The following is a 23,377-nucleotide window of genomic DNA, read 5'->3' as shown; positions in this document are numbered from 1 at the left end:
CGTCATGCGTCCTGCTCCCTCCATTGCTCGATGGTCTCCTCGATCGCCCCGGGCTGCTCCAGTGCCAGCCACTCGGCACCCCGCTCAATGCGACGACCCAGCCCGCACAGCACGCGACCGGGGCCGCATTCTGCCAGTTTCATGATGCCGGCGCCAGTCATTGTCCGCATGGATTCGGTCCAGCGTACAGGTTTGCACAACTGCGAAACCAGTGCCTGGCGGATCTCGTCGGGTGCGGCATGCTCGCTCACATCACAGTTGTGCACCACCGGAATGACCGGTGATTGAATGTCGATCTCGCCAAGCAGACGATTCATGGCCTCGGCTGCCGGCTGCATCAGGCTGCTATGCGACGGGACGCTGACCGGCAGTGTCACTGCACGCCGAGCGCCGGCAGAGCCGCACTTGTGCATCGCCCGCTCGACCGCGGCCGAATCGCCCGCAATCACGATCTGGCCAGGAGAATTATAGTTGGCTGGTGCCACGACCTGGCCCTCGGCGACTTCACGGCAGATCGCCTCGACCACATCGTCATCCAGGCCCAGAATGGCGGCCATTGCACCCTGACCGTCGGGTACGGCTGCCTGCATCTGACGACCGCGCTCCGAAACAATCGACACGGCCTGCTCGAAATCCAGCGCCTCGGCAGCGACCAGCGCGGAGTATTCGCCCAGGCTGTGCCCGGCCAGGCGCGACGGCCGCGGGCCCTCAAGGGCATTCCACAGTCGCCACATGCCCACGGAGGCGGCCAGAATGGCCGGCTGGGTCAGCTCGGTTCGATCCAGTTCCTCCTTGGGGCCCTGGCTGACGAGCTGCCAGAGATCCAGGCCCAGCACCCCGCCGGCCTGGTCGAATGTCTCCCTGATGATGGTATGCCGTTCGGCAAGCTCGGCCAGCATTCCCACCGACTGGGAACCCTGACCGGGAAAGATGAAAGCGAAATCCGACATGCATGCTCCCCGTATATATGCTGGTTCGCGAGTGAATGAAAATCGGGTGACCGGCGCTTAGTAGGCGATCAGCGCCGCGCCCCAGGTGAAACCGCCACCGAAGGCTTCCAGCAATAGCTTGTCGCCGCGCTGGATGCGACCGCTGCGCACGGCCACGTCCAGGGCCATTGGCACCGACGCCGCCGAGGTGTTGCCATGCTGATCCACGGTGACCACCACCTGGTCCATCGACATGCGCAGCTTGCGCGCCGTGGCCTTGATGATTCGCAGGTTGGCCTGATGGGGAATCAGCCAGTCCAGATCCTCCTTCTCCAGCTGATTGGCCGCGAGCGTCTCATCAACGATCCGCCCCAGCGTATTGACCGCCACCTTGAATACCTCATTGCCCCGCATCGAAACAGCCAGCCCGCCCCGCTCTTCGGCACGGAATCCGCGTGAAACCCCTACATCGACCTTGAGCAGATCGCTGTAACCGCCATTGGCGTGGATATGAGTCGACATGATGCCTGGCTCACTGTCTGCCGTCAGCACTGCTGCACCGGCACCATCGCCAAACAGCACACAGGTGGCCCGATCGTTCCAGTCGATCATGCGGGTCAGGGTCTCGGCACCCACCACGAGCACCTTGCCGGCATTGCCGTTGCGGATGTACTGATCGGCCACCGACAGCGCGTAGATGAATCCGGAGCAGGCCGCGTTGACATCGAAAGCACCGCATTCACCGAGCCCCAGGCGGTGCTGAAGCAGGCAGGCAGTTGATGGAAAGACCACGTCCGGAGTGGTTGTGCCGACCAACAGCAGATCGATCTCGTCAGGCGACACTTCGGCCATTTCCATGGCCTGTCGCGCCGCGTTCTCGGCCAGGTCACAGGTTGTCTGCCCTTCGGCCGCCACGTGACGCTGGGCAATGCCCGTGCGTTCCCGGATCCACTGGTCGTTGGTATCGACCATCTTCTCGAGATCGGCATTGGTCAGGACCTTCTCGGGAAGATACCTGCCGGTTCCGATGATGCGGGCGTACATGCCGTAGTCCACTCCCTAAACAGTCCGTTCAACCAGTACGTTTATGTTGCTCGCGGCAACTAATAGCTCGCCCAGAGCTGCTGCTCCAGCCGGGAGACAAGATCACGCCGCGCCTCCAGGGCCGCCAGGGCGATGGCTGCTTCAAAACCACGCTCGCAGGCACTGCCGTGACTCTTGATCACCGTGCCCTGCACACCCAGCAGCGGGGCTCCATTATGCACGGCAGGATCAAGCCTGTCATGCAGCGCCTTGAGATGCCGGGCCGCCAGCCAGCCCGCCGGCCCCCTGCCCAGTGATTGACGCATCCGGGCAAACATCAGACGTGCCATGCCCTCGGCCGACTTCAGCAGGACGTTGCCGGCGAATCCGTCACATACCAGCAGATCCACCACGCCACTGAATACGCCGTCGGCTTCCACGAAGCCGCAGTAATTGACGTCGTGTTCGGCCTCCATGAGGCGAGCCGCTTCGCGCAGCACGTCAGGGCCCTTGGAGGGCTCATGGCCGATATTGAGCAGACCGACACGCGGCTCCCGCCCGCTTAGTACGCGAACCGCGATTCCGCCCAGCCGGGCAAACTCGAGCAGTCGCTGGGCATCGACACCGACATTGGCGCCAAGATCCAGCATCCAAACCGATTCCCCGACACCGGGAATGGCAGCCATCAGGGCGGGACGCTCGATACCCGGCAGCATACCCATGGCTTGACGGGAAAGCGCCATCAGGGCACCGGTGTTGCCACCGCTGACCACGGCCCGGGCACGCCCGGACACGGCCAGCTCCAGTGCATGCTGCATGCTGCTTCCCCGACCACTGCGCAGCGCCCTGGCCGCTCCCACCTCCATGGGCAGCGTCGATGTGGCCGGTTCCACCTCTATACGATCTCTCAAGTCGCGACCCGCGGCCCCGAGCGTATTAGTGATGGCATCCGGCTCACCCACCAGCACCAGCCGCAGCCGCGGGTCGGCGCGCAGGGCGCGCAGCGCCCCGGGAACAGTCACACGGCAAGCGCCGTCTCCGCTCATGGCGTCGACGGCAATGCAGGTCTCCCGGTTTTCAGACATGAGCAGGGGCAGCGAAAGCTACCGCCAGGAGTCAGTCCTGGGCTTCCTCAAGCTCTTCGTCGTCGATTTCCGGCGCCACCTCGACGACCTGACGACCACGATAAAAGCCTTCGGCAGACACGTGATGACGGCGGTGGATCTCGCCGGTCGTGGGGTCTTCCGACAGGGTCGGGTTGCGCAGACTGTCATGCGAACGCCGCATGCCGCGCTTTGAAGGGGTCTTGCGATTCTTTTGAACAGCCATGTTCAGTCACTCCATCAAGTAAAACAATCAATCCTGGTCACGATGCTTCTTCAGCTTCGCCAAACCGGCAAACGGCCGGTGCGTATCAGCTGCTGCCTCGTCATCCTGGCCGATGCGACTGGAGGCTGGATCAACCGGCACCAGTGGCAGCCCGAGCATCAACTCTTCTTCGATCAGCGCTGCCAGCTCAACGCGTCCTTCACTGATCAGCAACGGTTCGTAGTCTTCCGGCAATGACTCGGCTTCGCGATCAGTGCCGACAATGCCCACCACCGACTGACTGTCGAGGGCATGGGCAAACGTCCGCAACGTACGCTGGCAGACCAGGGGCACCTCACCGGTGACCCGCACTTCCACCCGCACCTGACGCTGTTCGTCATGGCCAAAGGACAGCTCGAAAGCCACTTCGGCTTCGCCCGGATCAGCTATCATGCCGGCCAGTCGCTGAAATCGTTTCAGCGGCACTGTGCCGGAAAACTCGCGTCGGGCGGCCGCTGCCTTGTCTGCCTGAACCCAGTCGGGGAAATCTCGCGACATAAGCCGGGCATTATATCATTGCAAAACAACTCACCACAATCTTCCTATTGCATGCCAGAGCGCACTGCCAACCCACCTCCCGAACCGACCCGATCGAAGCTGATACTGGCTTCCGGGTCACCCTACCGCCGCCAACTGCTCGAACGACTGGGCCTGCCCTTCAGCGTGCTTGCACCCGATATCGACGAGGCGGCCGAAACCGCCGCATCCAGTGCTGAATTGGCCCAGCGTCTGGCCTTGCTCAAGGCTCGCGCCGTCAGCCGCATCAAGCCCGACGCTATCGTCATCGGCTCGGACCAGGTCGCCGACTGCGAGGGCCGGCAACTCGGCAAGCCCGGAACGCCCGAGCGTGCCGCAGCCCAGCTGCGCGACTGCAGCGGTCGGGAAGTTGTATTTCATACCTCGGTGGCCGTGATTCAGGGCGTCCGGGAGGCAGTTCGGAACATACCGACGCGGGTCCGGGTCAAGAACCTGTCGGCAGAGCAGATCAAAAGCTATGTCGAGCGCGATCGTCCGCTGGACTGTGCCGGTGCCATGAAGAGCGAATCGCTGGGTATCGCGCTGGCCGAATCGATCGACAACCAGGACCCAACGGCATTGATCGGCCTCCCTCTGATTGCCCTGGTTGAACTGCTCGAGGAATTCGGCATCGGAATTCTGGATGGCCCGGCACGTCCATGAATGGCGAGGTACACTAAACCCATACGCACCGGAATGGAGTGAATCGAGGATGTCCGCCAAAGTCTCCGAGGGCAATACCTGCAAGCACTGGCGCCTGGAAACCGATATCGATGGCGTCGCCTGGCTTTACCTGGATCGCAGCGACGAGAAGGTCAACAGCCTCGGAACCGAGGTTCTGAGCGAACTCGATCAGCTCGTCGTCCGGCTGGAATCAGATCGCCCTACGGGGCTGGTGCTGATGTCGGGCAAGCCGAAATCGTTCATCGTCGGCGCCGATGTGCGCGAGTTTGACGCCACGGAAAATGTCTCGGAGCTCGAAGACAACGTTCGCCGTGTCCACGAACTGTTCAAGCGCATCGAAGACCTGCCCTTCCCGACCGTGGTGGCTTTCGAAGGCTACTGCCTCGGCGGTGGCCTGGAACTGTCCCTGTGCTTTGACTGGCGCATCGCGCTGGACGCCGACCACACCCGCGTCGGTTTCCCGGAAGTCAATCTGGGCATCTACCCCGGCTTTGGCGGTTCCGGGCGCAGCATTCGCGCCATGGGTGGACTCAAGGCGATGCAGATCATGCTCACCGGCCGCATGCTCCGGCCCCGCGCCGCCCGCGCCATGGGTCTGATCGACCAGACCGTCAGCCCCCACGGTTCCCTGCGCTGGGCCGCGCGCGCCGCAGTGCTGAAGAAAAAGCGTTCTGCCCGGCCGGGACTGCTGGCACGCGCCACGACCTGGACTCCAGTGCGTCGTTTCCTGGCCGGCCAGATGCGCAAGCAGACCGCAGCCAAGGCACGCAAGGAGCACTACCCGGCGCCCTATGAACTGATCGATGCCTTCGAGGCTGCCGGCCATTCAGCATCGGAGATGATCCGCATCGAGGGCAAAAAGGTACCCCGGTTACTGGCCGGAGACACCTCGCGCAACCTGCGGCGCGTGTTTCGCCTGATGGAAACGCTCAAGGCCCAGGGCAAGCGCTCGGATTTCCGTGCCCGACGCGTCCATGTCATCGGTGCCGGGGTGATGGGCGGGGATATCGCCGCCTGGTGCGCCTCGCGTGGCCTGGAAGTGACCCTGCAGGATCGCGAGTTGAAGTACATCGAGCCGGCCATCAAGCGCGCCGGCAAGCTGTTCAAACGCAAGCTTAAGACACCCACCGCCGTGGCCGCGGCCCGCAGCCGCCTGCTGGCCGATGTCGAGGGCCAGGGTCTGGCACGAGCCGATGTCGTGATCGAGGCTATTTTCGAAGACCGGGACGCCAAGCGCGATCTGTTTGCCGAGGTCAATCGAAAGGCACCCAAGCATGCACTGCTGGCAACCAACACCTCGGCCATACCCTTGAGCGAGTTGTCCGATGTGCTCGACGACCCGGCGCGCCTGATCGGCCTGCACTTTTTCAATCCCGTGGCCAAGATGCCGCTGGTCGAGATCGTGCACGACCCCGGCACCAGCCAGGAGAGGGTCAATGACGGCTCCAGCTTCGCCACCCAGATCGGCAAGTACGCCCTGCCGGTGGCCTCCACTCCAGGGTTTCTGGTCAATCGAGTGCTTGCGCCCTACATGCGCAATGCCATGAAAATGCACCGCGAAGGGGTGCCGAAGGAAGCGCTGGACAAGGCCGCCGAGCAGTTCGGCATGCCCATGGGGCCGGTTGAGCTCGCCGATACCGTGGGCCTGGATGTCGGCCTGGGGGTCATCAAGACCCTGATGGGTGAGTCGGCCGGAGAGGATCAAAAGGTACTCGAAGAAATGGTCGAGGCCGGAAAGCTGGGCAAGAAGTCCGGCGAAGGTTTCTATCAGTGGAAGAAAGGCAAGCCCGAACGTGACTCGGCAGCGGCCCAGGGGCACGATCTCGACAAGCTGGCAGAACAGCTGATGCAACCCTATTTCGACGAGTGCCGCGCCTGTCTTGACGACCAGGTGGTCGAATCGGCCGAACTCCTGGATGCCGGCATGATCTTCGGTACCGGGTTCGCCCCCTTCCGCGGCGGACCCATGCACTATCTCGAATCCCGCGCTGCCGGGAGCAGCGAGCAATCCAACAAGGAGCCATCCTGATGACCGACAGCAGCCTGCGCAGGATCGCCATCATCGGCGGCAGCCGGATTCCCTTCTGCCGCTCGAACACCCTGTATGCCGAGCAGTCCAACCTGGACATGCTCAGTGCCGCCATACAAGGCGTTGTTGATCGCTTCGGACTGGAAGGAAAGCGAGTCGACCAGGTCGTCGCCGGCGCCGTGACCACCCACTCCAAGGACTGGAACCTGGCGCGCGAAGCGGTGATGTCGACCTCGCTTTCGCCGCTGACCCCGGGCATTACCCTGCAGCAGGCCTGCGGGACCAGTCTGCAGGCCGCCCTGATGGCAGGCGGACAGATTGCCGCCGGGCAGATCGACTGCGCCATCGTCGGGGGCACCGATACCACCTCGGACGCTCCCATCGTCTTTCAGCGCCGCTTTGCCCAACGACTGGTCAAGCTGTCGAAGGCACGCAGCCTGGGAGAACGCCTCAAGGTGTTCAAGGGCTTCCGGCCCGGCGAACTGACGCCCCAGCCGCCACGCAATGCCGAACCTCGCACCGGACTGTCCATGGGCCAGCACTGCGAACGCATGGCCCGCGAGTGGCAGGTGACCCGCAAGGAGCAGGATGAACTCACTCTCGACAGCCACCAGAAGGCAGCAAGAGCCTGGGATTCCGGATTCTTCGACCCCCTGGTGCAGTCGCATGCCGGCGCCATGCGCGACAACATCGTGCGCCCGGACACCTCGCTTAACAAGCTGTCCGGACTCAAGCCGGTTTTCGACCGTTCCAAGCAAGGCACGCTGACCGCCGGCAACTCCAGCACCCTGACCGACGGCGCAGCCGCCGTGCTGCTGGCCTCTGAAGAATGGGCCAGGGAAAACGATCTTCCGGTCACGGCCTGGCTGACCCTGGGACGGACCGCCTCGGTGGACTTTGTCAACGGCGATGAAGGCCTGCTGATGGCGCCCACGGTCGCCGTGGCCGAAATGCTTCAACAGGCCGGACTGAAACTGCAGGACTTCGACTTCTACGAAATCCACGAAGCGTTTGCAGCCCAGGTCCTGTGCACGCTGAAAGCCTGGGAATCCGAACGCTACTGTCGCCAACGGCTGGGCCTGGACAAGCCCCTGGGCAGTATCGACACCAGCCGGATGAACGTCCACGGCGGCTCAGTGGCCATTGGTCACCCGTTCGCCGCGACCGGCGCGCGCATTCTCTCCACCCTGGCTCATACCCTGGAACAGGCGGGCTCGGGGCGTGGACTGATTTCCATTTGCACGGCCGGCGGCATGGGCGTGGCCGCCATGCTGGAGCGTGGAGACAAGGCCCCGACCGGCAAGAAGACCACGCGCAAGAAGGGGACCCGGAAGAAAGCCGCCAAGACCGGAAAGAAGAAGGCCGGAAAGAAGCGCGCCGCCAGCAAGTCGGCATCGGCCGGCTCCGAGGACAACGCGAGCACTGCCGGGAAAGCCGCTGACTCGGACCAGAGCTGAACGCACCCATGCGTCATCCCCTCAGGGCCGCCCTGATCTTTCAGGGCGGCCTGGTTGTGCTGGCCGTGGCATTGTGCCTGCTGTTCGGGTTGACGCCCTGGGCATCAATGGAATGGAGCCTGCCGGCCCTTGCGCTGGCCGTGACACTTACCGTACCGCTGCTGCTGCCCCTGCTGTTCATGCGTCATCTGAATTGGGCCTGGGCGCGCGAAATCCACGCCGTTGTCAATCAGCTCATCAAGCTGTTGTTCCGGCGGGCACCACGAGGCAGTGTCGTACTGGTTGCCGCCCTGGCCGGCATCGGCGAAGAGTTGCTGTTCCGGGGATTCATCCAGGACGGCCTCGATCTTCTCCTCGGACCGATTCCCGCTTTACTGATTGCAGCCGTGCTCTTCGGACTGGTTCACGCAGTCACCCGCGCCTATTTCATCATCGCCACCTTGATGGGGGCGTACCTGGGCTGGATCTATCTGGCAACCGGCAACCTGCTTGTTCCGATTCTCATCCACGCCCTGTATGACTGGATTGCCATCCGCTACTACCTCTTTAAGCTGACGACGGAGCCGGCGTACGACGCCGAATGACGCCTTTTCATCCATTGGCCCGCCGCCTGTCCGTCACATCCAGCAAACTGGACATGAACCGCCTGTCAGGCAAGAATGCACAGCCATGAGCTGGTTGACTCGCAAGTTCGACAATCTGGGCAGTGCATGCTGTGGCGCCGGTGGTGGCATGGGGCTCAGCCAGGCACCCGCCTTCACCCAGGCCTACCTGCAGCGGTTGGGCGGACATCTGGACGAGGCCCGGCGGGCAGTGAGCATGATCGAGCGTGGCGACTGGCTCAGTCAGCTCGGACTGCCCGACCGCGAAGCGGCACTGGCAGAGTTTTCAGGCCGTGTCGTCGAGCTCGAGCAGGCCTACCGTGCGATTTCCGAAGCCAATCCGCTGCTGCAGCCGGTGATCATGCTTCAGCATGCCGATCAGGATGTCGCCCGACGCGCCTGGGAGCACTTCACCCCGGCCATTCCGGTCGATGCCCCATCACTTGTCTACACCGGTGTCGGTATCATTGTCGCGCTACTGATCTACGAACTGATCAAGACGCCCGCGCTGCTGTTTCGCAGGAAAACAACGGCGCCGTCCTGACTCAGGGCGCGCGTACTACCAGGCCGGCCGCCTCGGCGGTGTTCTGCAGCAGGGTGGCCACCGTCATGGGCCCGACGCCACCCGGTACGGGTGTGATCCATGCTGCCCGCAGGGCTGCCGCATCGTAGTCGAGATCACCCCGTATGCGACCATTGTCATCGCGGGTGATGCCGATATCGACCACAATGGTGCCCTCGCGAATCCATTGCGGATCGATCAGGTCCGGTTTGCCCACGGCCACAAACAGGATTTCGGCATTGCCGACCTGCCGCTGGAGATCCCGGGTAAAGCGATGAGCGACCGTGACGGTCGCACCGGCCAGCAGCAACTCCAGCGCCAGTGGCCGACCGACGATATTGGATGCACCCACGACCAGGGCGTCCATGCCCTTGGTATCGATACCGTGAGCCGCCAGCAGCGTCATTACGCCACGTGGTGTACACGGGCGCAGGCCCGGATCGCGCACGGCCAGACGCCCCATGTTGACCGGATGAAAACCGTCAACATCCTTGTCCGGGCGGATACGCCGGGTGACCTCGCGCTCGTCCAGGTGCGCCGGCAGCGGCAACTGCACCAGAATGCCGTCCACCGAATCGTCCTCGTTGAGCATGTCGATCAGGGCCAGAAGTTCGCCACGCCCCGTGCCATGGGCCAGGCGATGCGTGGCCGAGACGATGCCGGCGCGCTCGCAGGCCTTGATCTTGTGGGCAACGTAGACTTCGGAGGCCGGATCGTCGCCGACCAACACCACGGCAAGGCCGGGGGCACGCTTGCCCCGGTCGACATGAGCCGCCACGGCGGCGGCCACATTCTCGATCAGGCGGCCGGACACCTGGCGACCGTCGAGTATTCTGGCAGGACTGTCCATGAGGTGGCATATTGTACTATTACCTCGGCACAAGAGTACCCACTGCATAGGGAGGCAACGTGAACCTGTTCAATCATCATTTCCTGGCCCTGGACGGGAACCGGATTTACCTCGACCGGCATCGCAACATGCCGTTTCTGATCGTCAATATTGCTACCGAAAGCCGCTTCACACCACAACTGAGCCGGCTACAGAGCCTGTATGCGCTCAACCGGGATGCCGGGCTGCGAGTGCTGACCATCCCCTGCACCGATTTCGACGAAGAACCGCGCAATGAAGACGAAATCGCCGAGTTTCTGCGGGAGAACTATCCCCACAACTTCTTCGTCACCCAGCGCTATGCCGTGACCGGACGCGACATGCACCCGCTGTTCAGGGATATGGTCCAGGAACGCAGCGCGGCCGTTCTGCCGCGCGAGAGTTTCACCAAGTATCTGTTTGACCGGCGCGGCGACCTGGTGGAGCACTGGTCACCCACGGTGCTGCCCGACGACCCCGGACTGGTCAACACCATTCAGCAACATCTGACCTCACGACGTCTCTGACCTTGCTCCTGAAAGACCGCCACAAACCCTGCATTCGGGATCGGGAACCAGCCGCGTGATCCGGAAATCCGGTTTCAGGGCATCGTAGTGCAACAGTCTCGAGATCAGCGGATCGCCGATACCAAGCAACAGTTTGAGCACTTCGGCGGCCTGCAGGGTGCCGATCACGCCAGGCATGACACCGAGTACACCAGCTTCGGCACAGCTCGGAGCATCTTCAGGTAAGGGCGGCTCGGGAAACAGGCAGCAATAGCAGGCACCCCGGTGGGTGGGATGGAACACGCCAACCTGGCCGGAAAATCGCAACACCGCACCATAGACCAGTGGCAGGCCCAGGCGAATGCAGACCTCATTGAGCAGGTAGCGGGTCGGAAAGTTGTCCGAACCGTCAACCACGACATCATGTCCCGCAAGCAGCTCATCGGCATTGTCCTGCCGCAGGCGGGCGTTGACCGTTTCGATCTCGATTTCCGGGTTGAGTGCATGCAGGCGGGCGGCCGCCGATTCGGTCTTGAAGTGCCCGACCAGGTGATCGCTGTGCAGAATCTGGCGCTGAAGATTGGAGCGTTCGACCCGGTCATCGTCTATAAGGGTCAGACGCCCTACTCCGGCCGCGGCCAGGTACAGGGCCAGCGGAGACCCCAGCCCCCCGGCACCGGTCACGAACACCCGGCTGTCGAGCAGCCGCTGCTGGCCGTCCTGACCGACTCCGGGAATGGCCAGGTGACGCAGGTATCGCCGCCAGGCCGCTTCATCAAGACGGCGCGGTGTCTCGACCGCAAGACCGGCGGCCTGCCAGGCATTGAACCCGCCGTTCAGGTTACTGACCTGCTGATAACCCATTCGGGCCAGCGAAAACGCCGAGAGGGCTGACCGGTCGCCACCGGCGCACATCACGATCAGTGGCCGGTCCGGTTCCGGCACATGCTGGGCGATTTCCAGCTCCAGCATGCCGCGTTCGATGGCCAGGGCATCCGGAACCACGCCATCGGCCAGCTCCCAGGACTCGCGGACATCGATGAGCAATGCGCCATCGTCCACCATCTCGCGCGCCCGTTCCGGGCCGACGGCGGGCACCTGGCGCTTGACTGACTCTAGGTAGTCAGAAAGCCGGTCAGCGTTTTCTTTGCTTGCGTCTGACAAACTTCTTCAACCGCTTTCGCTTCTGAACCTGGCGCGGCGTGAGGCGGTTGCCGCGACCGGCATAAGGGTTGTCGCTTTCCCGGAACACAAGCCGTACCGGCACCCCGGTCAGGTCGAACTGCTTCCGGAAACTGTTGACCAGGTAGCGCCGGTACTGGTCCGGCACATGCTCGGTCCGATTGCCATGGATGACCACACGGTACGGGAAATGCCCGCCGCCGTGTGCATAGCGCAACTTCGGGCTGAGACGTCGAATCGACGGGGGCGGATGAGCTTCGACCGCCCGGCGCAGAACACGTGTCAGGGCAGATGTCGACAGCTCGGCCATCCCTACCTCATTGACGTGCTCGACCGCATCGGTGAGCTCTCCCAGGCCACTGCCATGCAGCGCCGAAAGCGTCACCACCGGGGCAAAGCGGGCAAAATCAAGGCGCTCGGCCACTTCGGACAGCACCGCGCGGCGCTTGTCACTGTCGATGGCATCCCACTTGTTCAGCACCAGAACCAGCCCACGCCCGGCTTCAATGACATGTCCGGCCAGGCGGGCATCCTGCTCGGTGATGCCCTCGGTACTGTCGCAGACCAGGCAAACGATACGGGCCTTCTCGACAGCCTGAAGCGCCTTGATGGTACTGAAACGCTCCACGCCTTCATGCGAGCCACGACGACGGCGGATACCCGCGGTGTCGACCAGGTGAAAGGTGGTGCCATCACGCTCGACAACCGCATGAATCGGATCCCGGGTCGTGCCGGGAATCGGCGTGGCCAGTGCACGCTGTTCGCCGAGCAGGCGGTTGAGCAGGGTTGACTTGCCGGCATTGGGGCGCCCAATCAGCGCCAGGTGAATATCGGCATCCACCTCCTGCTCGTCACTGGCACCGGCCTGGGGCAGCAGCTCCCCGATTTCTCTGTCGAGTTGTCCGAGACCATGGCGATGGCTGGCGGCAATCGGAAATGACCGGCCCATGCCAAGTTCAGCCCCCTCGGCCACTGCCATGTCGGTATTGAGACCATCGGTCTTGTTGATGACGTGTATGACGCGCTTGCCGCCCTCGCGCAGTTCGGCGGCAATCTCATGCTCCACCGGGACGATGCCGGCACGGGCATCGGTCATGAAGACCACCAGGTCGGCCTCGGCGATGGCCTGGCGGGTCTGCGACTGGGCGCCCGTTTCCACCTCATCGGAGGCCTGATCCAGGCCTCCGGTGTCGATCAGGATGACCGGCCGGCCGTCCACGGTGGCACGGCCGTAGATCCGGTCGCGGGTCACGCCCGGCATGTCGGCCACCAGCGCGTCCCGGGTGCGCGTCAACGCATTGAACAGCGTGGATTTGCCGACATTGGGCCGGCCGACGATCGCTACAACCGGCAGTGAGCTCATGATGGTGTCTGGCCTAGCTGGACGGACGGCCCGCGCGCCAGGCGCTGAGTGTTCCATTCTCGTCGAGCATGTAGAGGGTGTTGCCGACCACCAGCGGCGCATCTGCCGGTGCGTTGCGACTGAACTGGGTGCGCGCCGAGAACTCACCGCTGTCGATGTCATAGAAATGCATGTAGCCCTCGACATCGACGACAACAATCTGGCTGCCGTAAAACACCGGTCGGGTGATCTGGCGGCGCTTGAGCTGCTCGTCACGCCACAGAGTCGCGCCATTCCTGCGATCAACCAGCCAGACGGCGTCGTCGTTGTCGCTGGCGGCCAGCTGGGTGCGCCTGAGACTCAGGCCCGTATGGGAAGACAGGTCCTTGACCCACATCATCCGGCCCGACTCCAGCGCCATACCGGCCATGCGGCCATGGTAGGTCACCACGTAAAGCTCTGTGCCGACAATGGCCATGGGCCCATCGATGTCGGCCATGCGCTCCAGCTCGGTCCGCCCCTCGGGCTGACTGACCCGCTGCTCCCACAGAACACTGCCGTCTCTGACCCGCAGCGCACTGACCATGCCATCGTCATAACCAATGAAAACCTGACCGGCCCGAACCAGCGGATCACTGGTGCCGCGCAGTGTCAACAGTGGCACGCTGCGATCATGCACCCAGATACGGCGTCCGTTCTCTACATCGAAGCCGTACACGCGCCCATCGATCGAACGGGCCACGACAACGCCATCGGCCAGGGCGGGATAGGACAGCACCTCTGACGACACCCGGGCTCTCCATCTTTCTTCGCCGGTTTCAGCGTCGAGCACGACCACATCGCCATCAAAGCTGCCGAGCAGAATCAGGCCGTCCTGAACCGCCGGGCCGGCCGACAGCGCCAGGTCGGTATCGAAGCGTTGCTCGACACGACCGCTGTCGGCATTGACAGCGACCACCCGGCCCCGATGATCGCCGGTCCAGATCCGCCCACCGTCGAAATAGGGCCGGAAATTGGGCCGACTCCGGCTCATGCCCCTGCCGGTGTCGGTGGACCAGAGCCGCTCGACTTCGAGCGACGGACTGAACTCGACCAATTCGGCCGGCGCCAGCGTGTCGTCGTCACGAGAGAAAATGCCGCATCCGGTCAGCGCGACAACAACAATGCATATCATCGGGATTTGCAGCAATCGCCTCACGACGGGTCCTCCGCCGTCGGCCCGGTGGCATCAATCTTCATCTCTATCAGGCGCGGGTTGGCGCCTTCCGAAGGTGGGTTGTCCAGCGCCTCCTGCCAGGCCAGCCGCGCTTCCTCAACGCGACCACGCTCGAACAGGACATCGCCGCGCGCTTCGGCCCAGGCGCCCTTAAAGCCGGCCGGGGCCGCCCGATCGAGCAGCGCCAGCGCCTCGTCATGCTCACCCTGGGCTTCCAGAACCCTGACCAACCTGAGGGTCGCCACCGGGTGCAGTGAGTCCATCCGGCGATCGTCAAGAATGTCGCTGTAGATCCGCTTTGCCGGAGACAGTCGTCCATCGGCAACCAGCGCCGCGGCCAGGTGCATGCCGGCCAGGCCGACATAGGCATTGCGGCGGATCGAGTCGCGCATGATGTCGAACTGTTCTTCAGCCGCCGCAAGATTGCCGCCTTCAACAGCCTGGCGGACTACCTCGTAGTACTCCGAGGCCAGCACGGCCTGGCTGGCCTGCTGATCCTGCCAGTAGCGGAAACCGAAGATGCCGCCAAAGGCCAGCACCAGCCCCATCACGATCGCCGGGGCATACTCCTTGATCCACTGGCGTACGCGTTCGCCCTGTTCGTGTTCGTCGTAAAGCTCTACGGCCATGAGTGTTTGCTTCCTGAAAGTGTCATTCGAATGTCGGCCAGGCCATGATAAATCAGCCGCGCTCGGTTCCGGCAAGCGCTGATTGCAGATGGCCGGCCAGCTCGTCCAGATGGACCATTTCCTGCTCGCCGCGTTCAGCCCGCAGATCCTTGATCGCCACCTGTCCGGCCTCGATCTCGGATTCACCCAGGATGACGCTCCAGCGGGCACCGCTGCGATCAGCCCGCTTGAACTGCGACTTCATGCTGCCACCGGCCAGTGACACCGCAACACGCAGCTCGGGCACCTCGTCGCGGAGACGCTCGGCCACTGACAGCATGGTTTGTGGTGCCACGCGTGAAACGATGAACACATGTGGCGCCTGGGCAGCCTCCACGCCAGCCGACTCCAGCAGGGCCAGCAGACGCTCTACACCCATGGCAAATCCGATCCCGGGTGTTGGCTTGCCCCCCTGAATCTCGACCAGGTCATTGTAGCGGCCTCCGGCACAGACCGTGCCCTGGGCGCCGAGATCCTCGGTGATCCATTCAAAAACGGTACGGCAGTAGTAATCCAGCCCGCGCACCAGTCCGGGATTGATCTCATAGGCGATCCCGAGATCGTCGAGCAGGCCGCAAACCTCTTCGAAGTGCGCGCGGGCCGGCTCGCTCAGCGCATCGGCCAACCGGGGCGCGTTGGCCATGATCTGCCGGGTGCGCTCGTTCTTGCTGTCGAAAATGCGCAGGGGATTCGTCTCCAGACGACGCTGGCTGTCTTCATCCAGCGCATCCCGATGAGGCTGCAGGAAGTCCACGAGCTGCCGACGGTAGCGCTGCCGGTCTTCGCGATCACCCAGCGAGTTGATTTCCAGCCGCACCCGGTCAGACAGTCCGATCGCGCGCCAGATTCTCTCGCCCAGAGCGATCAGCTCGGCATCGGCAGCCGCCGCCTCGATACCGAACACCTCCGCACCGAACTGGTGAAACTGGCGTTGACGCCCCTTCTGCGGCCGCTCATGCCGGAACATCGGACCCTGGTACCAGACCTTCAGGCCCGGCACACTCAGCAGACCATGCTGGATTGCCGAACGCACCACGCCCGCAGTCCCTTCTGGCCGCAGGCTCAACAGCTCGCCGTTGCGATCCTCAAAAGTATACATCTCCTTTTCCACCACATCGGTGGCCTGCCCGATGGCACGAGTAAACACCTCGGCCTTCTCCAGCATGGGGATGCGAATTTCCTGGAAATCGTAGGCGGCAAATGCGTTCGATACTCGCTTCTCCAGCCAGCGCCACAATGGCGACTGCTCGGGAAGAATGTCATGCATGCCGCGAATCGACTGAATGTTGTTCATGTCCGCTGTCTGGGCTTCCGAAGTGATTTTGTGCAAGAAAGTGATGTCATGGCCAGGGATACTGGCCCAGACCATGCCGGGTGGTTCGGGTTATTGCAAGAACGGCCCGGCGCCAACCAACAAACCGGGCCGGGCGTCCGCCGACCGGGCAGGCCGGCGTTGACCGGGCCAGCGTCAGTGCTCGACGTCACCTCCGGCGAGCAACCGAATGCGCATGAGGTCGGCACGATCATGACCATCGAAGGTCACGGCCTCGCCGTCCAGCACCAGGTTCACGGCACTGGCGCGTCCAAGCAACAGCTGGAATGGCGCCTCACCACGGTAGCTGCGTTCCTGGCCGGCACGCAGGAGATCGTACTCCAGCCGTTCACCGTCGGCGGCATGAATTTCTATCCAGGAGTCTTCCACCACTTCGATCCGCAACTCATGCTCCACCGGCCCCGCCGCGACCGGACTGCCCGACATTTCCAGCAACTCCAGCGCAGGCAACAGCATCTGCTCTTGCTGCCGCTCGGTCTCCGACTCCGCTTCGCGTACCGGCCGGATCGCCGACAACGGCAAGGCGGAAGCCGACACATGACCGCTGTCACGCGTTTCACGTTCTGCTTCTTCATTCTCGGCGCGGGCCACGCGCATACCGTTGTTGGCCTGCAGGCCGTCTTCGGAGGGCTCGGGCACGACAGCCGACTCATCGGTCACCGCCACCGGGTCACGCTCCATGATGCGCGATCCGCCCTCAATAAAAAAGTACAGAAGCGGCGGCACAATAACTGTAGTTACAAGAACATACGTTGCAATCTTCAGGTATCTCTCAAACTTCCAGGCCGGCGCCTGCCCTGGCAGCACTTCGCGCAACTCCGGTGGCGTATCCTCTTCCACTTCGGCCAGAAGCGCCTCCGGGTCCAGCCCCAGCAGCCGCGCGTAATTGGTGATGTAACCCCGCCGGTAGATCGACGAAAGGTCTTCGACCCTGCCCTGCTCGAGATCCTCCACAATCATGCCGGAGAGCTTTAGTCGGCGACTAACCTCGCCAAGCTCGAGTCCGGCCTCTGTCCTTGCCTGATGCAGGCTCGCCCCTATTCGAACGTACGCACCGGCTTCTTCCTTGCTGGTTTCGCTGGTCGTATCAGTCATTGTCTTCTATTTGTCGTCTAAGCTCTCTCGCCTCCCGGGAGTCCGGAAAACGCTCCTCCAGAATACTCACATACTGCCCGGCCTCTGCTGGATTGCCCAGGCTGCTTTCTATTCTGTATCCCAGTAGCAGTGCCGCGGGTTCGGTCTCACCGGATGCCTCGAAGCGCTGCAGGAAGGCACGCGCACGAAATGCCTCTTCGCGCTCGTAATAGAGCTGCGCCAGGTGATACAGCGCGCCCGGCAATTCTGCATCCCGCTCCAGGGCGCGGCGCAGATGGATCTCAGCGCTGTCGAACTGTCCGGAGCGGCGCGCACAGGCACCGGCATTGAGGTGCACGACCTCGGGTGTTTCGTAGAACGGATCCTGCAGGGCCCGCCCGAAGTAACCTTCAGCCTCGTCAAAATCATCCCGACGACACAGGAACACGGCATAGCTGTTCAGCGTGGCGCCATCGGTCGGTGCCCTGCGAATCGCCTGCCTGAAATGCCGCTCGGCCTGGTCGCTGTTGCCCAGTTCTTCGTAGATGAGCGCCAACGCCACCATGGCAGGAACATGTTCACTGTCATGACGAAGCGCCGTATTGAGCTTTTCCATGGCCAGGCGACGTTCGCCACGCTCAAGGTAGCCAATACCCAGTCGTGTATTGACCTCGGCCGCGCGCACCGGGCTCACCCGGTCCATACCCGTGCGGGTCGTTGGGTCGGTTTCAGGGGTGGCGGCGCAGCCAAACAGCGCCAGGCTTGAAGCGATGACAACCAGAATTCCGGCTGCCTGCCTCATGATGCCACCGCCTGTCGGGCCAGTTGCTGCTGCACCAGCAATCGACGCTGACTGGGTGAAAGCAGCTTGCCGACCAGCTGTCCGCAGGCTGCATCGATATCCTCACCCCGGGTCTTGCGCACCGTGGTGATGAGGCCAGCCGCCCGGGTAATCTTCTGGAACTCGTAGATAGTCTCGCCGCTGGACGGCTTGAATGGCGTTCCGGGAAAGGGATTGAACGGTATCAGATTAATCTTGCACGGCAGGCAACTGAGCCGCCTCACCAGGGCCCGGGCATGCTGTGGCTGGTCATTGACTCCATCGATCATGGTGTACTCGAAGGTCACCGAACGACGATGGTGGCCGCGCGTGTAGCGCTTACAGGCTTCGATCAGTTCCTCGACGGGATACTTGCGATTCAGCGGTACCAGCCTCGACCTGAGTTCATTATCCGCAGCGTGCAACGATACCGCCAGTGCGAACTCGACGCCTTCGGCCAGGTCATCGATACCGGGTATCACCCCGGCGGTTGAGATGGTCACCCGGCGTGATGCCAGCCCGTAGGCCAGATCGTCGCGCAGCAGTGACAGCGCCGGCTTGACCGCTTCGAGATTCAGCATGGGCTCGCCCATCCCCATGAACACCACATTGGTGATCCGCCGCTGACCGTGCCGCTCGTGCCCCAGGGTGGTTGCGGCCTGCCAGACCTGACCGATGATCTCGGCAGCAGACAGGTTGCGACTGAACCCCTGGGTGGCGGTCGAACAGAAGGTGCAGTTGAGCATGCACCCGACCTGCGAGGAAATACACAGGGTGCCGCGGCTCGGCTCGGGGATATAGACAGTCTCGACGGCATTTCCACCTTCAGTGCCCATCAGCCACTTGACCGTGCCGTCATCCGAGCACTGTTCGCTGATGATGCTCGGCGGCGTCATCCGCGCCCTGGCGTCCAGACGCTGCCTGAGCGCCATTGACAAATCGGTCATGTCGGCAAAGTCTGTCACGCCACGCTGGTGAATCCACTGCAGTATCTGGCGCGCACGAAACGGTTTTTCGCCCAAGTCGACGAAAAACCGCTCAAGACCTGCCCGGTCGAGACCGAGCAGGTTAACTTTTTCTTCAGGCCCTGCGGGCATTTGCCGTATTTCTCTGATAATTACCGTGAGTATATCGCATCATCGCCAAAAAAGAAGGCGATTTCTTCTTTTGCCGTCTCTTCGGCGTCCGATCCATGCACGGCATTGGCGTCAATGCTGGTGGCAAAATCGGCTCGAATAGTCCCCGGAGCGGCCTGCCGCGGGTCGGTCGCTCCCATCAGCTCGCGATTGCGATTAATCGCATTTTCGCCTTCCAACACCTGGATCATCACCGGCCCCGAGGTCATGAACTCAACCAGGTCGGCAAAGAAGGGGCGCTCGCGGTGCACAGCATAGAAGCCCTCGGCCTCTTCCCGGGTCAGATGCTTCATGCGCGCGGCAACGATTTTCAGGCCGGCGCGTTCGAAACGGGTATAGATCTCGCCAATAACGTTCTTGGCCACGGCATCGGGCTTGATGATCGACAGTGTGCGCTCCATGCGGACTCCTTCTTTAGGGTTCACTCAAGTAATGAAAAACAGTGGCCAGCCAGGGCGCTGAAGGCCATTGCGCCGGCCCGTGACAAAAGTGCGCCATTGTATACCCGATGCACTCCGGAATCACGCAACGTCGCAAGCAAGCTCGGTGCCGAAGATCAGCCAATGAACGGCCCGGGGGTATTGACTCCCAAGGGAAGATCCATCAGAATACGCGGCTTCACGATTCCCCGGTAGCTCAGCTGGTTAGAGCGGGTGACTGTTAATCACTAGGTCGTTGGTTCGAATCCGACCCGGGGAGCCAGAATTGAAAAGGGCTGCGGTTTTGCCGCAGCCCTCTTTTGTGTCTGCTGCTTCGGTTCCGGCCCGATCAGGTCACGATGGTGACCGGACTTTGCGCGTGACGGGCGACCTTGTCGCTGACGCTGCCCATCAACAGGGTCTGCATGCGGGAAAGCCCGCGCCGGCCCATGATGACCAGGACACTATGATCGTCTTCGGTGTAACGGATGATTTCTTCGGCAGGATCGCCAATCGAGGTGTCCTGGCCGATTTCAACCGAGGTCTCCCCGAGTGCATCACGCACCTTGTCGAAAGCACGCTGGGCCGAAGCCTGGGCGGCCTGATCGATATCCGCCCTGGACATGCCCGCCATGCCGATCACTTCCACCGATGCGGCGGGAAAGACATAGAAGAGTCGCAGGGGAACGCTCATGGCGTCTGCCATTTCCAGGCCGAAGCGGGCGGCGCGGATTGCGTTGTCCGAGCCGTCGACCGGCACCATGATTTCCTTGACATGTTCGCTCACTGTTTTACTCCTCCCGAGTCGTATTGGTATTTTCAATATCAGAGACTACATCATCCCTTGCGGGAATGGCGATTGATTTGACCTGGATCACTTCTCTAGCAATGACTCCAGGCCGGCCTCGTCGAGAACAGGCACGCCAAGCTCCTCGGCCCGCATCAGTTTGGATCCGGGCTCGCCGCCGGCAATCAGCGCGGTGGTGTTTTTCGACACGCTGCCGGTCACCCGGGCACCCAGGGCTTCCAGTGCGGCCTTGGCTTCCGAGCGGGTGCGCCCGGAAAGACTGCCGGTAAGCACGTAGGTCTTTCCAGCCAGCGGCTGCTCGCCGGATTCAGCCGCCTGCTCCACCTCGTAACGCACTCCGGCAGACAGCAGCCGCTCGACCACTTCGCGATTATGAGCTTCATCAAAGAAAGCGCGGATATGCCTGGCCATGACCGGCCCCACATCGCGAACCGCTTCGAGCGCCTCCACCGATGCCTCCGCCAGGCGATCGATCGAGCCGAACTGACGAGCCAGGTTGCGGGCGGTCACTTCACCCACCTCGCGAATACCCAGGGCAAACAGCAGCCGACCCAGCGAGACTTCCTTGCTGGCTTCCAGCGCGGCCAGCAGGTTGTCGGCCGAACGCTCGGCCATGCGATCCAGTCCCGCCAGGGTGTCTCGGTCGAGGTGGTAAAGATCTGCCGGCGAGCGGACCAGGTCCTGGTCAACCAGCTGTTCGATAAGTCGGCTTCCCAGCCCGTCTATGTCCATCGCCTTGCGACTGGCAAAATGCTCCAGCGCTCGCTTGCGCTGGGCCGGGCAGACCAGCCCGCCACTGCAACGCGCGGCGGCCTCGCCTTCAACCTGCTCGACCGCCGAACCGCACTCCGGGCAGCTCTCCGGCATAACCCAGGGTGCCGGGTCCCCCGACCGTCGTTCGGGGATGGATCGCACGATTTCGGGAATGACATCGCCGGCCCGGCGAACCACCACCTCGTCACCGGGGCGCACATCTTTTCTACGCACCTCATCGGCGTTGTGCAGGGTGGCATTGGTCACCGTCACGCCGCCGACAAACACCGGCTCCAGGCGTGCGACCGGGGTCAGTGCGCCAGTCCGACCGACCTGGACCTCGATGCCCAGCAGCCGGGTGACCTCTTCCTGCGCCGGAAACTTGTGCGCCAGGGCCCAGCGAGGTGCACGCGACACCTGGCCCAATTCCCGCTGCTGATCGAGATCATCGACCTTGTAGACCACGCCGTCGATGTCGTAGTCCAGATCGCCACGCTTGCTGCCAATGCTCTCGTAGTAGTCGAGCAATCCTTCCAGTCCATCCACTCGGCTCGCTTCGGCACTGACCGGGATGCCGTACTCCCGCAGTTTTTCGAGGACTTCGCCGTGGCTTTCGGGCAGTCGGTCGGTCGTGGCCGCCCCGTAACAATAGAAACGCAGGGGGCGGGTCGCGGTCACCGAGGCATCAAGCTGACGCAGGCTGCCGGAAGCGGCGTTGCGCGGATTGACAAAAGTCTTCTCTCCGGCGTCCGCAAGGCGCGTATTGAGCTGCTCGAAACCCGAACGCGTCATGAAGATCTCGCCGCGCACTTCCAGGCGCTCTGGAATGTTGTGGCCGCGCAGCTTGAGCGGCACCGAACGAATGGTGCGCACATTGGTGGTGACATTTTCCCCGGTCTGGCCGTCGCCACGAGTTGCCGCCAGAACCAGGTTGCCGCGCTCGTAGATCAACGAAATGGCCACACCGTCGAGTTTGGGCTCGGCGCTGTAGCCGATGACTTCCAGGTCGAGCTGCTCGCGAATGCGACGGTCGAACTCGGCTACCTCCTCGCGGCTGAAGGCATTGGCCAGCGACAGCATCGGAATGTCGTGCTCGACGGTCTCGAAACCCTGTGCAGGTGCCGCACCCACTCTCTGGGTGGGAGATTCCGGGGTGATCAGTTCGGGGTGACGATCCTCGAGGGTCTCAAGCTCGCGCAACAGCCGATCGTATTCGGCATCCGGAATGCTCGGATCATCCAGAACATAGTAGCGGTAGTTGTGATCCTCGATCTGCTCGCGCAACTGTTGTACGCGCTGTTCCGGGGAAGACGCTTCATCCCCCATCGAGCAGCCCCTTGCGGGCACCCAGCAGTCCGTGGGTGCGATCATACTCGCGCATTTCTTCCCGTATCTGGGCGATGCGCTGCCGGGTCAGCAGACACTGACCATCGTCGAGCACATCGGCCTCAAGCAGTTCTCCAAGTCGCTGGGCCGTGGCATGCATGGCATCCCAGGCATCCAGCGCACTGACCGGTGCCGGCAGGGTCAGGAACAGCGTCACCCCCGGGGTATCGAATACGTTCCAGGCACCCGAATCGAAATGCCCGGGCTTGGTCAGGTTGGCCATGGAAAAGACCGGTTGCCGAACACCTTCCTGTACACGGTGAAAGATATTCATGTCGCCGAAGGTCAACCCGGCCTTGAGGGCTGCATCGAGCAACTCCGAGCCATTGATCCGACGCTCGTCGCGGCGTCGGATATAGAGATAGATGATCTTGTCGGGATTGCCCGGATCATTCGTTGTTGCCACGCTGGACTCAGGGCCATCGACGCCACCGCGATCACGCTCGGGTCGATCGCCCTCCCACAATGCTGCGGTATCCCCGGGCGGATTTTCGGGCACGGAATCGGCTTCCTCTTCGCCGAGGCTGGGCTCGCGGCGCTCACGATGGGCGTCGCGCCAGCGGGCATGATTGCGGCGCGACTCCCCGGCCGGCTTGTGCAACAGCACGATCAGCGCCAGGATCACGATGCCGGCCAGTATCAGTATCAGGCGCAGATTGTCCACGAGTTCAACCTTCTGCGAATCCCAGTCGAAAG

The 23,377-nt window shown here is 62.7% G+C and carries 24 protein-coding genes and 1 tRNA gene; 7 read left to right on the top strand and 18 right to left on the bottom strand.

Features of this window, described 5'->3' with window-relative positions; translation table 11 throughout:
• Nucleotides 1-2 precede the first annotated feature (2 nt).
• The 5 genes from fabD to IC757_RS07815 are packed head-to-tail and all read right to left on the bottom strand — an operon-like array spanning nt 3 to nt 3,818.
• Nucleotides 3-950 carry an ACP S-malonyltransferase gene (gene fabD / locus IC757_RS07835; RefSeq protein ID WP_190976766.1) on the bottom strand — a complete coding sequence of 316 codons (948 nt, stop codon included), beginning with the start codon at nt 948-950 and terminating at the stop codon, nt 3-5.
• 57 nt (nt 951-1,007) lie between these two features.
• Entirely contained in the window at nt 1,008-1,973 is a 966-nt protein-coding gene (locus IC757_RS07830; protein WP_190976765.1) for a beta-ketoacyl-ACP synthase III, read from the bottom strand.
• Nucleotides 1,974-2,032: 59 nt separating this feature from the next.
• On the bottom strand, nt 2,033-3,037 hold the full coding sequence (gene plsX, locus IC757_RS07825) for a phosphate acyltransferase PlsX (RefSeq protein WP_190976764.1): 1,005 nt from the start codon (nt 3,035-3,037) through the stop codon (nt 2,033-2,035).
• 31 nt (nt 3,038-3,068) lie between these two features.
• Nucleotides 3,069-3,281 (bottom strand): 50S ribosomal protein L32, encoded by a 213-nt coding sequence (gene rpmF / locus IC757_RS07820; RefSeq protein ID WP_190976763.1) that lies wholly within the window; start codon nt 3,279-3,281, stop codon nt 3,069-3,071.
• 27 nt (nt 3,282-3,308) lie between these two features.
• Complete coding sequence (locus tag IC757_RS07815; RefSeq protein ID WP_190976762.1) at nt 3,309-3,818, bottom strand: YceD family protein; 510 nt, start codon at nt 3,816-3,818, stop codon at nt 3,309-3,311.
• 51 nt (nt 3,819-3,869) lie between these two features.
• Here IC757_RS07815 and IC757_RS07810 point away from each other — a divergent pair, with 51 nt between their 5' ends.
• The 5 genes from IC757_RS07810 to IC757_RS07790 all read left to right on the top strand — a co-directional run bounded on the left by IC757_RS07810 (nt 3,870) and on the right by IC757_RS07790 (nt 9,152).
• On the top strand, nt 3,870-4,499 hold the full coding sequence (locus IC757_RS07810) for a Maf family protein (RefSeq protein WP_190976761.1): 630 nt from the start codon (nt 3,870-3,872) through the stop codon (nt 4,497-4,499).
• Between the two features lie 49 nt (nt 4,500-4,548).
• A complete protein-coding gene (locus IC757_RS07805) occupies nt 4,549-6,549 on the top strand; it encodes a 3-hydroxyacyl-CoA dehydrogenase NAD-binding domain-containing protein (RefSeq protein WP_190976760.1) in 2,001 nt (666 codons plus the stop codon).
• The gene (locus IC757_RS07800) at nt 6,549-8,006 is read left to right on the top strand and encodes an acetyl-CoA C-acetyltransferase (RefSeq protein ID WP_190976759.1); all 1,458 of its coding nucleotides are present in this window, start codon (nt 6,549-6,551) and stop codon (nt 8,004-8,006) included. Before IC757_RS07805 ends, IC757_RS07800 begins: the two co-directional genes overlap by 1 nt.
• A gap of 8 nt (nt 8,007-8,014) precedes the next feature.
• Nucleotides 8,015-8,590 carry a CPBP family intramembrane glutamic endopeptidase gene (locus tag IC757_RS07795; protein WP_190976758.1) on the top strand — a complete coding sequence of 192 codons (576 nt, stop codon included), beginning with the start codon at nt 8,015-8,017 and terminating at the stop codon, nt 8,588-8,590.
• Nucleotides 8,591-8,675: 85 nt separating this feature from the next.
• Nucleotides 8,676-9,152, top strand: a complete 477-nt coding sequence (locus IC757_RS07790) for a DUF2937 family protein (protein WP_190976757.1) — start codon at nt 8,676-8,678, stop codon at nt 9,150-9,152.
• 1 nt (nt 9,153) lies between these two features.
• Here IC757_RS07790 and folD read toward each other — a convergent pair whose 3' ends face one another.
• Nucleotides 9,154-10,020 carry a bifunctional methylenetetrahydrofolate dehydrogenase/methenyltetrahydrofolate cyclohydrolase FolD gene (gene folD, locus IC757_RS07785; RefSeq protein ID WP_190976756.1) on the bottom strand — a complete coding sequence of 289 codons (867 nt, stop codon included), beginning with the start codon at nt 10,018-10,020 and terminating at the stop codon, nt 9,154-9,156.
• A 59-nt stretch (nt 10,021-10,079) separates the two neighbouring features.
• Between folD and IC757_RS07780 the strand changes: the two genes are divergently transcribed.
• Nucleotides 10,080-10,565 carry a glutathione peroxidase gene (locus IC757_RS07780; RefSeq protein ID WP_190976755.1) on the top strand — a complete coding sequence of 162 codons (486 nt, stop codon included), beginning with the start codon at nt 10,080-10,082 and terminating at the stop codon, nt 10,563-10,565.
• Here IC757_RS07780 and moeB read toward each other — a convergent pair.
• The 9 genes from moeB to ndk all read right to left on the bottom strand — a co-directional run bounded on the left by moeB (nt 10,551) and on the right by ndk (nt 19,716).
• A complete protein-coding gene (gene moeB / locus IC757_RS07775) occupies nt 10,551-11,708 on the bottom strand; it encodes a molybdopterin-synthase adenylyltransferase MoeB (RefSeq protein ID WP_190976754.1) in 1,158 nt (385 codons plus the stop codon). The two genes, IC757_RS07780 and moeB, sit on opposite strands and share 15 nt — an antisense overlap.
• Nucleotides 11,680-13,089 carry a ribosome biogenesis GTPase Der gene (gene der / locus IC757_RS07770; protein ID WP_190976753.1) on the bottom strand — a complete coding sequence of 470 codons (1,410 nt, stop codon included), beginning with the start codon at nt 13,087-13,089 and terminating at the stop codon, nt 11,680-11,682. The genes moeB and der overlap by 29 nt, the downstream gene beginning before the upstream one ends.
• Nucleotides 13,090-13,102: 13 nt before the next feature.
• Nucleotides 13,103-14,242: an outer membrane protein assembly factor BamB gene (gene bamB / locus IC757_RS07765; protein WP_190976752.1), complete on the bottom strand. Its 1,140-nt coding sequence runs from the start codon at nt 14,240-14,242 to the stop codon at nt 13,103-13,105.
• 20 nt (nt 14,243-14,262) lie between these two features.
• Complete coding sequence (locus tag IC757_RS07760) at nt 14,263-14,913, bottom strand: YfgM family protein (protein ID WP_190976751.1); 651 nt, start codon at nt 14,911-14,913, stop codon at nt 14,263-14,265.
• A 52-nt stretch (nt 14,914-14,965) separates the two neighbouring features.
• Nucleotides 14,966-16,246, bottom strand: coding sequence for a histidine--tRNA ligase (gene hisS, locus IC757_RS07755; protein WP_190976750.1), 1,281 nt, complete (start codon nt 16,244-16,246; stop codon nt 14,966-14,968).
• A gap of 174 nt (nt 16,247-16,420) precedes the next feature.
• Complete coding sequence (locus tag IC757_RS07750) at nt 16,421-17,380, bottom strand: RodZ domain-containing protein (protein WP_190976749.1); 960 nt, start codon at nt 17,378-17,380, stop codon at nt 16,421-16,423.
• Nucleotides 17,373-18,161 carry a type IV pilus biogenesis/stability protein PilW gene (pilW, locus tag IC757_RS07745; protein ID WP_190976748.1) on the bottom strand — a complete coding sequence of 263 codons (789 nt, stop codon included), beginning with the start codon at nt 18,159-18,161 and terminating at the stop codon, nt 17,373-17,375. Before pilW ends, IC757_RS07750 begins: the two co-directional genes overlap by 8 nt.
• Nucleotides 18,158-19,276: a 23S rRNA (adenine(2503)-C(2))-methyltransferase RlmN gene (gene rlmN, locus IC757_RS07740; RefSeq protein ID WP_190976747.1), complete on the bottom strand. Its 1,119-nt coding sequence runs from the start codon at nt 19,274-19,276 to the stop codon at nt 18,158-18,160. The genes pilW and rlmN overlap by 4 nt, the downstream gene beginning before the upstream one ends.
• Before the next feature lie 20 nt (nt 19,277-19,296).
• Complete coding sequence (ndk, locus tag IC757_RS07735; RefSeq protein ID WP_190976746.1) at nt 19,297-19,716, bottom strand: nucleoside-diphosphate kinase; 420 nt, start codon at nt 19,714-19,716, stop codon at nt 19,297-19,299.
• A 224-nt stretch (nt 19,717-19,940) separates the two neighbouring features.
• Here ndk and IC757_RS07730 point away from each other — a divergent pair.
• Nucleotides 19,941-20,017, top strand: a tRNA-Asn gene (locus IC757_RS07730).
• A 66-nt stretch (nt 20,018-20,083) separates the two neighbouring features.
• Here the strand turns inward: IC757_RS07730 and IC757_RS07725 are convergent.
• The 3 genes from IC757_RS07725 to zipA form a co-directional block, all read right to left on the bottom strand.
• Entirely contained in the window at nt 20,084-20,521 is a 438-nt protein-coding gene (locus tag IC757_RS07725; protein ID WP_190976745.1) for a universal stress protein, read from the bottom strand.
• An 87-nt stretch (nt 20,522-20,608) separates the two neighbouring features.
• Nucleotides 20,609-22,642, bottom strand: a complete 2,034-nt coding sequence (gene ligA, locus IC757_RS07720) for an NAD-dependent DNA ligase LigA (protein ID WP_411913478.1) — start codon at nt 22,640-22,642, stop codon at nt 20,609-20,611.
• Nucleotides 22,611-23,345, bottom strand: a complete 735-nt coding sequence (zipA, locus tag IC757_RS07715) for a cell division protein ZipA (RefSeq protein ID WP_190976743.1) — start codon at nt 23,343-23,345, stop codon at nt 22,611-22,613. The genes ligA and zipA overlap by 32 nt, the downstream gene beginning before the upstream one ends.
• Nucleotides 23,346-23,377 lie beyond the last annotated feature (32 nt).

Origin of the sequence: Wenzhouxiangella sp. AB-CW3 (genome assembly GCF_014725735.1) — a bacterium.
Lineage (GTDB): Bacteria > Pseudomonadota > Gammaproteobacteria > Xanthomonadales > Wenzhouxiangellaceae > Wenzhouxiangella.
The sequence above is the reverse complement of the archived record's forward strand: the minus strand, read 5'-3'. Positions and strand labels throughout refer to the sequence as shown.